Genomic DNA, 15854 nt, shown 5'->3' with positions numbered 1-15854 from the left:
AAGAAAGATGAAATTTTTTATAGATACAGCGAATTTAAAAGATATAAAAGAAGCCAATGATTTGGGAGTTTTAGATGGTGTAACCACAAACCCGTCATTAATGGCAAAAGAAGGAATTACAGGCGCTCAGAATATTCTGGATCATTACATAAAAATTTGCGAACTGGTTGACGGCGATGTAAGCGCTGAGGTAATTTCGACAGATTTTGAAGGAATGATTGCTGAAGGAGAAAAACTGGCAGCATTGCATCCGCAGATTGTGGTAAAAATTCCGATGATAAAAGACGGTGTAAAAGCAATCAGATATTTTGCAAATAAAGGAATTAAAACCAATTGTACATTGGTGTTTTCTTCAGGTCAGGCATTACTGGCTGCAAAAGCAGGGGCAACATATGTGTCACCTTTTATTGGTCGTCTGGATGATATTTCGACAGACGGAATGAATTTGATTGAAGAAATCAGATTGATTTATGATAATTATGGTTTTGAAACGCAAATACTGGCGGCTTCAGTTCGACACGTAATGCATATTATTAATTGTGCCAAAACCGGAGCAGATGTTATTACCGGGCCGTTAAGTGCGATTGAAGGTTTGTTGAAACATCCTTTAACAGATATTGGTTTAGCAACCTTTTTAGCAGATTACCAAAAAGGAAATAGCTAGAAATTGGTCTACTGATTTTACTGATTAAACGGATTTACACAGGTTTTTTAGTCACAATAATAGTCATAAAAATCCGTGGTAACCCGTTTAAATTCATTCAATCCGTGGCTAATCGCAAAAAGAAAAATTTGTTTAGTTTTTAATAGTAGTTTTATTGAAGTAAAAACCCTGAAAGTTTGTAGGTTTCAGGGTTTTTTGTTGTAAAAAAATAGCCACAGATTAAAGGATTAAGAAGATTAAAAAAATCTGTGTTAATCTGTGTAATCTGTGGCTAAACTTTTAATTATAAATTCAGCACAAAATCATTTAGTAATTTTTCTTCATATTTTTCTTTGTTGAAAGTATACAAATAAGAACCTTTTCGGGATGATTGCATGTCTTTTTCATCTAATTTATTCAGTATTTCTAATGAATTAATTTTACTGATAAAGTTTCGTTTGTCTAGTTCTTTACTCAAAATTGCTTCGTATAATTCCAATAACTGACGCATCGTGAATTTTTCAGGCAATAATTCAAACCCGATTGGTTTTATTGAAGTTCTGTAACGTAACCTTTTGATGGCGTAATCTACCATTTCGTTGTGGTCAAAAATTAAGTTTGGAGCATCAGTTATACTAAACCATTGCGCGTGATAATTTTTAATAAGTTCCGTATTGTGATTTTCAATATTAATTAAGGCGTAGTACGATACTGAAATGGTTCTTTCGACAGGGTCACGATCAATTTCGCTATAAGCATATAATTGCTCCATATAAATGTCGTGTAACCCGGTATAGGTATGTAATATTCTAATAGCAGCGTTGTCAAGTACCTCATCGCGCTTTAAAAATCCTCCAATTAAAGACCATTTTCCTCTTTCGGGCTCAAAATCCCTTTTGATTAAAAGAATTTTCAACCCCTCATGGTCAAATCCAAAAATGATACAATCTACTGCTAATAGGACTTTATCGGCAGAGCTATAACTGTTTAGCATATTAAATATTTTATTGGTAAATATATAAACTTCTTAATACGTTTCATAATTTATTAATGTAGATTTTACACTTACACAAATAACTACTCAAAAATAGCGTTAAAAAAATAACTTTTTAGAAAAAAATAACAGTCTGTTACTCAATTTAAGACTTTTTTAAGATGAAAACAGGATAGTTACAGGATAGTTTTTAAAAATGCTATTGTGTAAAAGTGAAAAATCTGACAAATAAAACAAGATTTTTTTTACAAAAATAACATTTTATGCGTTTTAAATTACTCAAAATTAAATAGTTTTTGAAAAAAGCATTTTTTGCTTAAAAAGTTGCTTTTTGATAAAAAGTGTAAATTTTACACAAATAACTTTCAAAAAAGGCACTTTTTTTGAAAAAAATAGCAGGTTTTAAATGTTCATTTAACACTTAATTTACGATATGTATTTTTTTTCTTGACTTTTTTTATGATATTAATTTGTTTTTGAGTGTTTTTTTTAGTTAAATTTACAAATGTAGAATTAACACTTATAATTATACAACTAACCAACCTTAAAAAAACCAATATGATAACAAACCAACGATTATTTTTTTATTGCAATTTTTTATTGCCAAAAAAAGAATGGCTTTTAGCATTAATGATGCTATTTTTCTCTGTTAATCAAATGTCGGCTCAGGGCAAAGAGATTAGCGGAGTTGTTACCTCGGCACAAGACAAGTTACCCTTGCCGGGCGTGAACATTATGATAAAAGGAACCAAAACAGTAGCAGTTACTGGATTTGATGGAGAGTATAATATTAAAGCATCCCCAAATGATGTTTTAGTTTTTTCATTTCTGGGATTTCAAAATCAGGAAATAACAGTAGGAAATCTATCTAAAATAAATGCCGTATTAAGTGAAGACACTAATAAATTAAATGAAGTAGTTGTAATAGGTTACGGGACTCAAAAGAAATCAGATTTAACAGGGTCTGTAAGTGTCGTAAATTTAGAATCGGCTAAAAAAACAGTAACATACGATGCTGCAAAAATGCTTCAGGGACAGGTTCCGGGAGTAACCGTGCAATCATCAGGTGAGCCTGGAGGTTTTGTAAATGTTAAAATTAGGGGGATAACTTCATTCACAAATAACAATCCTCTTTTTGTTATTGACGGAATTATGGTTGATGCTCCTTACGATTTTGCACCGGGAGAAATTGAATCCATGCAGGTTTTAAAAGATGCTTCTTCAGCAGCGATTTACGGTGTTCGTGGAGCAAATGGAGTTGTTATTATTACAACTAAAAAAGGAAAAGCCGGCAGAATGGATATCAAATTTAAATCGATTGTGGGGCTTCAGGATGTTTCAAAAAGATGGGATGTGACTGATCGTGTCGGATATCAAAAAATTACCAGCGAAGCAGAAAGAAACAGAGATATCAGAGCCGGAGTTCCGGTAAGTATTGCTCCTGGAAATAATCCTGCAAGTCCGTCTTACATCTCAAACGTTGATACAGACTGGCAAAAAGAAGGATTACAGACTGGTGTTGTACAAAATCAGGCCCTTACATTTACCGGAGGTGCAGAAAATATTAATTATAGTTTTAATGTGGACTATTTTAAAAATACAAGTTATTTAAAAACACCACAGGATTATGAAAGATTGTCAACCAATTTGAATTTAAACGGTAAAAAAGGAAAATTCAAATACGGGGCAAAAATTGCCTATACCCAATCTGATAAAGAAATTTTTAATGAATATAATTTAGGTCAGACGCCAATTAGTGATTTATTAGGCGCTGTTCCAACAATGCCTGTTTATGATCCTAACAGACTTGGAGGTTATGGCGGTACTGATAATTTAACACAAAGAGCGATTTCAATGAACCCAATCGGATATAATAATCTGATCGATAATAACGGAAAAAGAAATCGTTTTATAGGTGATATCTGGGGTGAAATAGAGATTGTAAAAGGACTTAAATATAAATTGGATATCAGTTACGACAGAACTGACTGGGAAAACAGAAAATTTATTCCGCCAAGTGATTTAGGCTGGTACTATATTACTACAAATGACGAAGCTTCTTTAGATGTAGAAACTGGAAATGAGCTAAGAACTTTCATGAATAATTTATTGACTTATGAAGTTACACTTGGAAAACATAAAATTGATGCTCTTGCAGGCTGGATTCAGGAAAGAAGAGACAATCATAAATATAATATGAGAGGTGTAGGGTATACGCCGGGAGAAATTCCGATGCTTCAATATGCTGATGCCAGAAATGCAAGTGAATATAAATTTACAATTACAGGAATATCCTATATCAGCAGATTAAATTATAATTATGATGACAGGTATTTGTTGCAGGCTAATTTTAGACAGGACAGAACATCTCTTTTTAGCGAGCAAAATAATTCGGCAAATTTTTATTCTTTCTCCGGAGGATGGAAAATTAGTAATGAAAAGTTTTTAAAATTACCAGAATGGGTAAGCAATATCAAACTTAGAGGAGGTTATGGTACATTGGGTAACAATACAATTCCGCAGTACTTTTTTGCTTCAACAGTTAATGGTTTCGCCAGCTATGATTTTAATAACGAGCTAGCTCCTGGGACAACTGTTGTAGCTGCCCTTGATCCTAATGTAAAATGGGAAAAAACAAGCAGTTCAAATATTGCATTAGAGCTGGGATTCCTAAATAATGATTTACAATTTACAGCAGAATATTTTTCTAAAAAAGTTACTGATATATTAGTTAGGGTGCCTTTACCTTTTTCTACAGGAGCTTTTCCGGCAGATATTTTTACTAATGCAGGAGACATGAAAAATCATGGTTTGGAGTTTACAGCATCATATAGTAATCACCATCATAAATTCAAATATGATATTTCTGCCAATTTTGGTACGCTGAAAAATGAAGTTACTAAAATTGGAGTTAACGGAAACCCTCTTTACGGAACATTTTCAAAAACACAAGTGGGAAGATCTGTTGGTGAACTTTTTGCCTGGGAAGCAGTAGGTATTTTCCAAAATGCAGCAGAAGTTTCTTCTTCACCAACTCAAACAGGTGCAGCACCTGGTGATATCAAATTTAGAGACGTAAACGGTGATGGCGCTATTACAGATGCTGACAGAACTTTTCAGGGAGTATCAATTCCTAAATATGGTTTCGGTATGAATTTTAGTGCTTCTTATGCAAACTTTGATTTCTCAATGTTCTGGCAGGGAAGTGGCGGAAATAAAGTGTTCAATGCCATGTATCGTAATTTAATGATAGGGCAATATACAAATCATCACATAGACGAACTGAACTACTGGACACCTACAAATACCAATACAAATGTTCCGGCACCTGTGATTGGTGACCCTAACGGAAATGCAAGAGAGTCAAACAGATTTATAGAAAGTGGTGATTATGTAAGGTTACAAACAATGGAAATAGGGTATAACATTCCGCTGAATGATAAATTTATTCAAAAAGCCAAAGTTTATATCAATGGACAAAATTTATTGACCATTACTAAATATGAGGGTTATGATCCTGATTTTAATAGTGAGGGATTACTTTCAAGAGGATATGATGCGGGATCTTTTCCAAATCCAAGAACAATTTCTTTAGGAGTAGAAGTAAGTTTCTAAACTGATTTAACCAATTAAAAACGTATTAAAATGAAATATAAAATATATAACTATATAGCTGTTTTCTTTTCACTTGCTATGCTAACAACTAGCTGTGTTGAAAATGAAGATTTGACTCAGCTTGATCCTAATAACGATGCAGTTGATTCATTCTGGAAAACAGATCAGGACGCACTTGAAGGCGTAAATGCAGCTTACGGAAGTTTATTAACTGATGGAACTTACATGCGTAGTACACCACTTTTATTAGACGCAAAAGCAGATGATTCCCGTACCAATAGTCCATGGCCATCAATGTATAACGTTGGTCACTTTAATTCAAATGTAGCAGATGCTGCAATTTATGGATGGGCTTATGAAACTTATTATCAGGGAATTTACCGTGCTAATCAGGTTTTGACAAATTTGCCAAATATTGCTTTTGCAGATGCAGCATTAAAAAACAGGATTTTAGGGCAGGCGTATTTCTTAAGAGGATTGTATCTTTTTCACGCTGTAAATATGTTCAAAAATGTTCCGTTGCCAACTGAATTGGCAGTGTACTATCCTCAAAAAACACAAGCAGAAGGCTGGGCTCAGGTTATTGCCGATTTTAAAGCCGCCGCTGAATTACTGCCAACCTCTTATACGGGTGTTTCAGGTTTAGATGCTGGTCAAAAAGGGCGTGCTACAAAAGGAGCTGCTTTAGGATATTTAGGAAAAGCGTATTTATTTACTAAAGATTTTGCCAATGCAAGAACAACATTTAAACAAGTAATAGATTTAGGGGTTTACTCTTTAGTATCTAACTATCGCGACAACTTTACTACTGCTAATGAAAACAATTCAGAATCTCTTTTCGAAGTACAATTTAGCAGAGATGCAGGTGGCGTTGATTTAGGTTGGGGCGGTGCTCCGGCTTCAGGTTGGGGGAAAACTTCGGCACGTGCTATCACTTATGCACCAAGAGCTTTTGGATGGACAGATGTGCAGCCAACATGGGTACTTTTTAATGAATATCAGGAAGAAAAAACAATTGCAAATACAGTAGATCCTCGTTTAGATGCGACTATCTTTTATAATAAACCGGGAGTGAAAATATATGGTAAAGATTTTGCGACATTTTATGCTTCAAGTCCGGCAGATTTAAATGATTTATTCTGCAGAAAATACCAAAATTCAGATGGAGAATTTGCAGACGAATACGATTGGCGTTCCGGAATCAACGAGCGTTTATTAAGATATGCTGATATTCTTTTAATGTATGCTGAATCTCTAAATGAAACAGGCGATACTCCGGGAGCTTACACTTATATTCAAATGGTGAGAAACAGAGTTAATTTGCCAAATTTAGCAACTACAAAACCTGGAATGTCGCAAGCACAAATGAGAGAGCAAATTGGCCACGAAAGATTTTTAGAATTCCCTCTTGAAGGCCACCGTTTTGATGATATTCGTCGTTGGGGATGGTTACAGGATGCTACAAAACTGGCGTGGTTAAAATCAAGAGATGCTGAATTTAACTCCTATACGGCAGGAAGAGAATATTTCCCAATTCCGCAATTAGAAATGGATAACAATCCGGGAACTGTTCAAAACGACAGTTATTAAAAAATAGTTTTCAGTCTCAGTACCAGTCTCAGTATTCAGTCACAGTTTACAGTATGACTGAATACTGAGACTGTAAACTGCGACTAAAAAAAGATTAAAGTCAGAGTAGTAACTAAAATTTTATCACAAATGAAAACAATTACAAGTTTTGTTTTATTAGCAATATTATTAGTAGGTTGCCAGAATGAAGATACTATAATCCCTTCGAATGATGAGGCAGTTTCAGTTGAGACAACTCAAAATTCTCAGGTAAAAAATTTAACAGCTAAAACGGTCAGCGGAAATGTTCCGTCACACGACCCGAGCACAATTATAAAAAGCGGTGTTAATTACTATGTTTTTACAACAGGTGATAATATACCAATGACATATTCAACAAATTTAACAAGCTGGACTTGGGGAACATCAGTGTTCACTTCAACTCCAGGCTGGATATCCGGATATGTTCCGGGTTTTACAAAAAATTTCTGGGCACCAGATTTAGCATGGTTTAATAATCGATGGAACATGTATTATTCTTGTTCAACTTTCGGATCTGCTACTTCTGCAATCGGTTTGGTAACGGCCCCTTCTATTTCACAAAGTGCCGGAACAAATTGGACAGACAGAGGTCTTGTTGTGGCTTCTTCTTCAGCTTCAGATGTAAACGCAATTGATCCTTCAATTCTGGTAGACGGAAGCAATGTTTATATGGCGTATGGTTCCTGGCATGCCGGAATTGGCGTCGTTCAAATTAATGTTTCAACCGGAAAACCTACAGGAACAAGAACAATTGTAGCAGGTGGAAATAGTGCTTCATGGGAAGCTCCTTGCTTAATTAAAGAAGGAAGTTATTACTATATGTTTGTAAACAGAGGTTCTTGCTGCAATGGAGTAAACAGTACTTATTATATTGTAGTAGGTCGTTCTACAAGTCCCTTTGGACCTTTTACAGATAAAAACGGAGTCAATTTAAAGAGTGGTGGTGGAACAACAGTTTTAGCAACACAGGGAAATTATATTGGACCCGGACATTTGTCAAGAATTACCGGAACACAAAAAGGTGCGGTTCATTATTATGATGGCGCTGACAATGGAAATCCAAAACTGGAAATTGTATATTTTACATGGTCATCAGGATGGCCTACACTTTCTTATTAACTTTAATATTTGGAGGAAGGTTTCACAAAGCCTTCCTCTTTATAATCTTTAAATACACATTATGAAAAAAGCATTTTTAATCACATTTCTTATCACTCTTTGTAATCAGGTTAGTTTCGCTCAAAATGAAACGACAGTAGTAACCATAAAAAATACTGCAGATGCCCCAACAATCAATAAAAATATTTACGGGCATTTTGCTGAACATTTAGGGCGCTGTATTTACGGAGGATTTTTTGTGGGAGATACTTCAAAAATACCAAATACAAAAGGAGTGAGAAATGACATTATCGCTGCTTTAAAAGATTTGAAAATTCCAAATTTAAGATGGCCCGGCGGTTGTTTTGCAGATACGTATCACTGGAAAGACGGAATTGGCCCACAAGAACAACGACCAACTATTGTAAACAAATGGTGGGGTGGGGTAACTGAAGACAACAGTTTTGGAACCCATGATTTTTTGAATATGTGTGAATTGCTTGGAGCAGAACCGTATTTATCAGGAAATGTTGGAAGCGGAACCGTTCAGGAATTATCGGACTGGGTACAATACACAAACTTTAGCGGAAAAAGTCCGATGAGCGATTTGCGTAAAAAAAACGGAAGAACAGAACCGTGGAAAGTTAAATTCTGGGGAATTGGAAATGAAGCCTGGGGATGCGGTGGAAATATGACAGCAGAATATTACGCTGGAGAATATAGAAAATTTGCCACTTTCATGTCTGATTGGGAAAATACAGGCGGAATTACCCGTATTGCTTCAGGATCAAACAGTGCAGATTATAATTGGACAGAAGTCTTAATGAAAAACATTCCGCTAAATATGTTAGGCGGAGTTGGAGTGCATCATTATGCCGTAATTGACTGGGGTAAAAAAGGTGATGCCGTTAATTTTACTGAAGAAGGTTATTTCAAAACCATGAAATCGGCTTTAAAAATGGAAGAGCTGGTTACTAAACACAGCGCGATCATGGACAAATATGATCCGGAGAAAAAAGTAGCGATGATGGTGGACGAATGGGGAGGCTGGTATGAAGTGGAGAAAGGAACAAATCCTGGATTTTTATACCAACAAAACACCATGAGAGATGCCGTTTTGGCCGGAGCAACTTTGAATATTTTCAACAATCACGCAGACAGAGTAAAAATGGCAAACTTAGCACAATGTGTTAACGTTTTACAAGCGGTGATCTTAACAGACAAAGCCAAAATGATAACTACGCCAACGTATCATGTTATGAAAATGTACAGCGTTCATCAGGATGCTAAATTATTGCCGATAAGTTTTAATTCTCCAAATTATACTTTTAACGGAGAAACGCTTCCTGCAGTATCAGCTTCAGCTTCAAAAGATAAAAATGGAGCGGTTCATATTTCAATAGTAAATGTGGATGCAAAAAATAAAAACAAAATAGAAATTGATGTGAAGGATCTTGGTGTTAAAAACTTTACAGGAACAGTTCTGACAGCAGCTAAATTACAAGATCACAATTCGTTCGATACACCAAATAAAATCGTTCCAACGGTTTTTAAAGGTTTCGAAAACAAAAAAGGAAAACTTGAAATTACCATTCCTCCTTTCTCAGTTGTTGTTTTAGAAGGAAAATAAAATATAGAAAAATGAAAAAATCCAATTCCATTATAAAAATTGCATACATCGGGCTGTTATCACTTGCTCTAGCAGTTGTCAGCTGTTCTAAAGATGATCCTGCAACACCTGATAATCCGGATCCACCGGTAGTAGTTGATCCGCCAGTGGTTACACCAGCTTTTCCAGGACCGACTTATGCAGATAATTACACTTCAATTTCAAGTTGGGGAAGCAGATCACAATGGAATTTGGCTAACGTTCATGATCCATCAGTAGAAAAATCCGGAGAATACTATTATATGTATCAGACGGATGCTTCTTATGGAAATGCTCATGAAGGCAACGGACATTTTTTCTACAGAAGATCAAAAGATTTAATCAATTGGGAGTTCATGGGATCGTCAATGACACAGGCTCCGGCTTGGGTAAAAGATTCTTTGAACAATAAAAGGGCGAGAATGTCGCCCGCACTACCTCCTATTACAAATCCAACGTATGGATATTGGGCGCCATGCGTTCGTAAAGTAGGGAATAAATTCAGAATGTATTACAGCATTGTTGTGACGAATCCAATTGTGGGAACAGATACCAATACTTCCTGGTCAGAACGCGCTTTTATTGGCTTGGCCGAAACAGATGATTTGGCTTCAAACAATTGGACAGATAAAGGAATGGTAGTTTGTTCTGAACCAGACGGCGTAAAAAGTTATGTTCGAAACGGAGAAAACGATTGGGATGCTTATTTTAAATTCAACGCCATCGATCCAAGTTTTATTCAGACTCCCGAAGGCGATCAATATTTAATTTACGGTTCCTGGCATTCTGGAATTGCAGCTTTAAAACTGAATCCGACAACCGGAAAACCAGATAAATTAAAAACAATTGACGATTATGGAGTACGAATAGCGGGCCGTGGAAATGTTAATTCAAATCGTTGGCAAGCACTTGAAGGACCTGAAATCATGTATAATCCAGATACTCAATATTACTATTTATTTCTGGCTTATGATGAATTATCAGTTGCTTATAATACACGTGTTGCACGTTCAAAAAGTATTTTAGGACCTTATCAAACTATCACCGGAAGCAGTATTACAAATGGTGCAGAATGTTTTCCAATGTTGACCCATCCCTATCAATTTAAAAATCATACAGGCTGGGTTGGTTTTGCACATTGCGCTGTTTTTCAAAATCCGGATACCAAAAAATGGTATTATGCATCGCAGGCACGTTTGCCGGAAGGAGTCCCGGGAATTGCAGTTTCAAATGCTGTCATGATGGGACATGTTCGGGGTATCGAATGGACAGAAGATGGCTGGCCGGTTGTTGAGGCAGAACGTTACGCAGGAGTGCCAACAACGACAATTACTGAAGCAAATTTCATCGGAACCTGGGAACAGATTACCATGAATTATCAATACAAAACCCTCCAAAAAGCAGTCACAATTTATTTAACTGCTGATAAAAAAGTGAGTGGAGATGTAACAGGAACCTGGTCGTATGAAAGCACTAAAAAAATCTTAACCGTAAACGGAGTGAAATGCAACGTAACAGATGCATGGGACTGGGAATCAGCAACCCGAAAAGTAACTATTAGTTATTCTGGTTTGACTGCAACAGGATTACCGGTTTGGGGTAAAAAAGTGAATTAGAAAATGAATTACAAAATTCCAATTTTTTAAAATTCCAAATTCCAAAAACAAATAATAGCCATGGATTTTAAGAAAGTGGCTTGCATTGTTAAAAGCTCCAGAGGAGCATAATGTTTATAGCCAATATAATATGTTCTTTCTTTTAGCTCCAGCGGAGCGGCATCTAGGTTTTTATAATTAAATAAAATATGTCACCCCGATGGGGTTCTTAGAAAAAACAAATGAAATTTCTATAAACATTTCGTCCCGTTGGGACTTATTTATGATGACTTAAAAAGAATTAGAGAAAGAATAAAAAAGATAAAAAAAATCTGCTCCCGATAGCTATCGGGACTGCGTGAAAAAATATTTAACGCGTTTTTAAATGAACCATAATGAAAAACCTAATTACAAGCCTTTCCCTTTTAGTTTTGATTGCATCCTGCACTACAGTTGTGGCGCAATCAACTCAGATTGATCCGGCAAAATTCAATAACCCAATTATCAAAGATCAATATACCGGAGACCCGGCAGCATTGGTTTACAAGGATAAAGTGTATTTATATGCTGGTCATGACGAAGCACCAAAAGATTTTCATTTTTATAAGATGAATGAATGGGTGGTATATTCTTCATCAGATATGAAAAAGTGGGAATCACATTCGGTACCTTTAAAAGTAACTGATTTTACTTGGGCGAAAGGAGATGCATGGGCATCACAGGTTATCGAAAAAAACGGAAAATTTTACTGGTATGTAACCGTTTCTCACGGAACTATCCCGGGGAAATCAATCGGAATTGCAGTTTCTGACAGCCCAACCGGACCATTTAAAGATGCATTGGGAAAAGCGTTAATCACAAATGATATGACCAAATTTAGCGATATAAGCTGGGACGATATCGATCCGACAGTTTATATCGATACAGATGGACAAGCGTATTTGTTTTGGGGAAACACAGCTTGCCATTATGCAAAATTAAAAGACAATATGATCGAATTAGACGGGCCAATTCAGCATATAAAAGAGTTACCGCATTTTACAGAAGCACCCTGGATTCACAAACACAAAGGTTGGTATTATTTGTCTTATGCTTATGAATTTCCTGAAAAAATCGCTTACGCCATGAGCAAGTCAATTACGGGTCCGTGGGAATTCAAAGGGATTCTAAATGAAATCGCCGGAAACAGCAATACCAATCATCAGTCAATAATTGATTTTAAAGGACAATCGTATTTTATCTATCACAATGGAGCAACAATACCAGACGGAGGAAGTTTTAGAAGATCAGTATGTATTGATAAATTATATTATAACAAAGACGGAACGATGAAACGGGTAGTGATGACGTCTGAAGGAATACAGTAATTAGTGTTCAGTTCTCAGTCTCGGTCACAGTCGAATTTTTTAAAGTCACAGTCTGAGTTTACAGTTTGGCTTATATGATTTAAAAAGTTTGCAGCCACACCAATACTTAAATTTACTTACATCACTTATATGGTGAAAAAAAATAGCACTAATATGGTTTACAAAAACACAAAATACACACTAGCTGCTTTTTTGATGCTGATAGCTTCAGTTTCATTTGCACAGGAAATTGTGGTGCACGATCCAGTTGTCATCAAACAAAAAGACACTTATTATTTGTTTTGCACCGGGAAAGGAATCAGTGTTTTTAGTTCTAAAGATTTAAAAAACTGGAACAAAGAAGCTCCCGTTTTTGCAGACAAACCAGTTTGGGCAGATGGCGTTGCAGCCGATTTCAAAAATCATATTTGGGCGCCGGATATTTCGTTTCATAACAATACTTATTATTTGTATTATTCCGTTTCGGCTTTCGCCAAAAATACATCGGCGATTGGCGTAGCGACCAATACAACTTTAGATCCAAAAGATAAAAATTACAAATGGGTCGATCAGGGAATTGTTATTCAGTCACAGCCCAATCGCGATATGTGGAATGCCATTGATCCGAATTTAATTTTCGATGAAAACGATACGCCATGGTTATCATTTGGTTCTTTTTGGGAAGGATTGAAATTGGTAAAATTAAATCCGGATTTAAAATCGATTGCACAGCCTCAGGAATGGCATACGATTTCGAAACGCAAAAGAACTTTTGAATTGGCAGATTCTGATCCGGGAGATGGTGCATTAGAAGCTCCTTTTATCTTCAGGAAAAACGGTTATTACTACCAATTTCTTTCCTGGGATTTATGCTGTCGCGGAGAAAAAAGCACTTATAAAGTGGTGGTTGGAAGAGCTAAAAACGTAACGGGTCCTTATGTAGATAAAGAAGGAAAACCATTAAATGAAGGTGGTGGAAGTTTGGTAGTTCAGGGCGACGAAAATTACTTTGGCGCAGGCCATAACAGTGCTTATACGTTTGATGGAAAAGATTATATTTTTTACCATGCTTACGAAAAGAAAACAAATGGAACGCCAAGATTAGTAGTAAGAGAAATGCTTTGGGATGCCGATTTATGGCCGATTTTAAAATAGAATAAACAATAAAATGAAAAAATATAATTTTCCAATATTAACCCTTTTCCTATCACTGCTGATTTTGATTTCCTGTAAAGAAACCAAAAATGATGTGGTGCAGCCCAGCGATAAAACTTCTGTCTTGAAAGCAGGTTATCAAATTGAACCGGTTAACATTCAAAATGTAAAACTATCCGATTCTTTTTGGCTGCCAATCATCAAAAGAGTGCAGGAAATTACAATTGCTTATGCGATTCAGAAATGCAATGAAGAAGGTCGTTTTGAAAACTTTTTAATCGCAGGAAAACAAAAAACAGGAGAAGTTAGGGGGCAAATGCCTTTTGATGATACCGATGTTTATAAAATTATCGAAGGTGCTTCGAATACTTTAATCAGCGCTCCAAATCCAAAATTAGACCGTGTTTTAGATTCACTGATTGCTATAGTAAAAATTGGTCAGGAAAAAGATGGTTATCTAACGACGTGGAGAACTATAAATCCGGCAAAACCGCCATGTACCTGGGTTCCGGTTATTGAAGGAAAACGTTGGGAATCATTACAGATCAGTCATGAATGCTACAATGCAGGGCATTTGATTGAAGCCGCTGTTGTACATTATGAAGCGACGGGAAAAAGAAATTTCCTTGATATTGCCATTAAAAACGCCGACTTATTAGTAAAAACTTTTGGCGATGGTCCGGGTCAGGTAAAAGGTGTTCCGGGACATCAGATTGTGGAAACAGGTTTAATCAAATTGTATCAAATTACCGGAAAAGAAGAGTATTTAAAACTGGCGAAATACTATTTAGACAATCGCGGGAATCCAAATAATCATAAATTATATGGAGAATATGCGCAGGACCATATTCCGGTTGTGCAGCAAAATGAAGTTGTAGGGCATGCCGTGAGAGCGGTTTATATGTACGCAGGAATGACAGATATCGCTGCTATGACCAAAGACAAAGGCTATACTGATGCCATAAATAATTTATGGAATAATATGGTAAATAAGAAAATGTATATCACAGGCGGTATTGGATCTAGACATGACGGAGAAGCTTTTGGAGCCAATTACGAATTGCCAAATTTGACTGCTTATAACGAAACTTGTGCCGCCATTGGAGATGTTTATTGGAATCACAGACTGCACAATTTATCTGGAAATTCAAAATATTTTGATGTAATTGAACGTACGATGTACAACGGATTAATCTCCGGAATTTCATTAGACGGAAAAGAGTTTTTCTATCCAAATGCCTTAGAAGCCGATGGCTTTTTTAAATCAAACAGAGGTTCCTGCACACGTCAGGCTTGGTTTGACTGTTCTTGCTGTCCGACCAATTTAATTCGTTTTATACCTTCAATTCCGGGATTAATTTATTCCAAATCAAATGATGTTTTATATGTGAATTTGTATGCTTCAAACAACGCCTCTTTCAAAGTTGGAAAAACAGATTTACAGATTTCTCAACAAACCGGATATCCCTGGAACGGAAAAGTAGCGATCTCGGTTAACCCGAAAAAAGAAAGCCAATTCTCGATTAAATTGAGAGTTCCGGGCTGGGCAAGAAATGAAGTTTTACCGGGCGATTTATACACTTATAAAAAAGCATCCACTCAAAAAGCCACTATTAATGTGAACGGCGAAACATTGGTGATTCAACCAGAAGAGGGCTATTTCATCGTAACCAGAAATTGGAAAAAAGGAGATAAAATCAACCTTAATTTCCCAATGGAAGTTCAGGAAGTTGAAACCAATTCAAAAGTAGAAACGAACAAAAATAAAGTTTCTTTAGAATACGGCCCGATAGTTTATGCGGTTGAAGAAATTGACAACAAAAACAATTTCGATAAAATAAATGTAGCAGCGGGAGATACTTTCAAAGTAAAAAAAGATGCCAATTTATTGCAAGGCGTAAACGTAATTGAAAATTCAAAATTCAAAGCAATTCCATATTACAGCTGGTCAAACAGAGGGGTTGGAAAAATGAAAGTTTGGTTGGATTATAGGAATTAAGAGAATAGAGAAAAGAATATAGAAAATAGAGGCAAGAATCAAGATTTAGCCCAAGATTAAAGGATTAAAAAAGATCAGAAAAAAGCTGTTCAATCTGCCCAATCTGCGTGAGAAAATAGTAAAAGAATAAATAAAAATCCGTTTTTAATC

General features: G+C 35.9%; 10 protein-coding genes. 9 read left to right on the top strand and 1 reads right to left on the bottom strand.

Features of this window, described 5'->3' with window-relative positions; all coding sequences use genetic code 11:
- Nucleotides 1-7 precede the first annotated feature (7 nt).
- A complete protein-coding gene (gene fsa / locus IHE43_RS02070; RefSeq protein WP_056189457.1) occupies nt 8-664 on the top strand; it encodes a fructose-6-phosphate aldolase in 657 nt (218 codons plus the stop codon).
- A gap of 283 nt (nt 665-947) precedes the next feature.
- Here the strand turns inward: fsa and IHE43_RS02065 are convergent, their stop codons facing one another.
- A complete protein-coding gene (locus IHE43_RS02065) occupies nt 948-1637 on the bottom strand; it encodes an NUDIX domain-containing protein (RefSeq protein ID WP_192186452.1) in 690 nt (229 codons plus the stop codon).
- A gap of 558 nt (nt 1638-2195) precedes the next feature.
- Between IHE43_RS02065 and IHE43_RS02060 the strand changes: the two genes are divergently transcribed.
- The 8 genes from IHE43_RS02060 to IHE43_RS02025 all read left to right on the top strand — a co-directional run bounded on the left by IHE43_RS02060 (nt 2196) and on the right by IHE43_RS02025 (nt 15704).
- On the top strand, nt 2196-5252 hold the full coding sequence (locus IHE43_RS02060; protein WP_192186451.1) for a TonB-dependent receptor: 3057 nt from the start codon (nt 2196-2198) through the stop codon (nt 5250-5252).
- A 30-nt stretch (nt 5253-5282) separates the two neighbouring features.
- The gene (locus tag IHE43_RS02055; RefSeq protein ID WP_192186450.1) at nt 5283-6842 is read left to right on the top strand and encodes a RagB/SusD family nutrient uptake outer membrane protein; all 1560 of its coding nucleotides are present in this window, start codon (nt 5283-5285) and stop codon (nt 6840-6842) included.
- A gap of 129 nt (nt 6843-6971) precedes the next feature.
- Nucleotides 6972-7982 (top strand): arabinan endo-1,5-alpha-L-arabinosidase, encoded by a 1011-nt coding sequence (locus IHE43_RS02050; RefSeq protein ID WP_192186449.1) that lies wholly within the window; start codon nt 6972-6974, stop codon nt 7980-7982.
- Nucleotides 7983-8043: 61 nt separating this feature from the next.
- On the top strand, nt 8044-9591 hold the full coding sequence (locus tag IHE43_RS02045) for an alpha-N-arabinofuranosidase (protein WP_192186448.1): 1548 nt from the start codon (nt 8044-8046) through the stop codon (nt 9589-9591).
- Between the two features lie 11 nt (nt 9592-9602).
- Nucleotides 9603-11225, top strand: coding sequence for an arabinan endo-1,5-alpha-L-arabinosidase (locus IHE43_RS02040; protein WP_192186447.1), 1623 nt, complete (start codon nt 9603-9605; stop codon nt 11223-11225).
- A 374-nt stretch (nt 11226-11599) separates the two neighbouring features.
- Nucleotides 11600-12571, top strand: a complete 972-nt coding sequence (locus IHE43_RS02035) for a glycoside hydrolase family 43 protein (protein WP_192186446.1) — start codon at nt 11600-11602, stop codon at nt 12569-12571.
- A gap of 129 nt (nt 12572-12700) precedes the next feature.
- Nucleotides 12701-13705, top strand: coding sequence for an arabinan endo-1,5-alpha-L-arabinosidase (locus IHE43_RS02030; RefSeq protein WP_370526681.1), 1005 nt, complete (start codon nt 12701-12703; stop codon nt 13703-13705).
- Nucleotides 13706-13718: 13 nt separating this feature from the next.
- Nucleotides 13719-15704: a glycoside hydrolase family 127 protein gene (locus IHE43_RS02025; RefSeq protein ID WP_192186445.1), complete on the top strand. Its 1986-nt coding sequence runs from the start codon at nt 13719-13721 to the stop codon at nt 15702-15704.
- The last annotated feature ends 150 nt before the right edge of the window (nt 15705-15854 follow it).

Source organism: Flavobacterium sp. MDT1-60, assembly GCF_014844035.1.
Classification (GTDB): Bacteria; Bacteroidota; Bacteroidia; order Flavobacteriales; family Flavobacteriaceae; genus Flavobacterium.
Note: the sequence above shows the minus strand (reverse complement) of the source record. Positions and strands in the feature narration are given on the sequence as shown.

Bases quoted from the DNA above. Each gene is read 5' to 3' on its own strand.
- fsa (WP_056189457.1), top strand. From the start codon at position 8: ATGAAATTTTTTATAGATACAGCGAATTTAAAAGATATAAAAGAAGCC.
- IHE43_RS02065 (WP_192186452.1), bottom strand. From the start codon at position 1,637: ATGCTAAACAGTTATAGCTCTGCCGATAAAGTCCTATTAGCAGTAGAT.
- IHE43_RS02060 (WP_192186451.1), top strand. From the start codon at position 2,196: ATGATAACAAACCAACGATTATTTTTTTATTGCAATTTTTTATTGCCA.
- IHE43_RS02055 (WP_192186450.1), top strand. From the start codon at position 5,283: ATGAAATATAAAATATATAACTATATAGCTGTTTTCTTTTCACTTGCT.
- IHE43_RS02050 (WP_192186449.1), top strand. From the start codon at position 6,972: ATGAAAACAATTACAAGTTTTGTTTTATTAGCAATATTATTAGTAGGT.
- IHE43_RS02045 (WP_192186448.1), top strand. From the start codon at position 8,044: ATGAAAAAAGCATTTTTAATCACATTTCTTATCACTCTTTGTAATCAG.
- IHE43_RS02040 (WP_192186447.1), top strand. From the start codon at position 9,603: ATGAAAAAATCCAATTCCATTATAAAAATTGCATACATCGGGCTGTTA.
- IHE43_RS02035 (WP_192186446.1), top strand. From the start codon at position 11,600: ATGAAAAACCTAATTACAAGCCTTTCCCTTTTAGTTTTGATTGCATCC.
- IHE43_RS02030 (WP_370526681.1), top strand. From the start codon at position 12,701: ATGGTGAAAAAAAATAGCACTAATATGGTTTACAAAAACACAAAATAC.
- IHE43_RS02025 (WP_192186445.1), top strand. From the start codon at position 13,719: ATGAAAAAATATAATTTTCCAATATTAACCCTTTTCCTATCACTGCTG.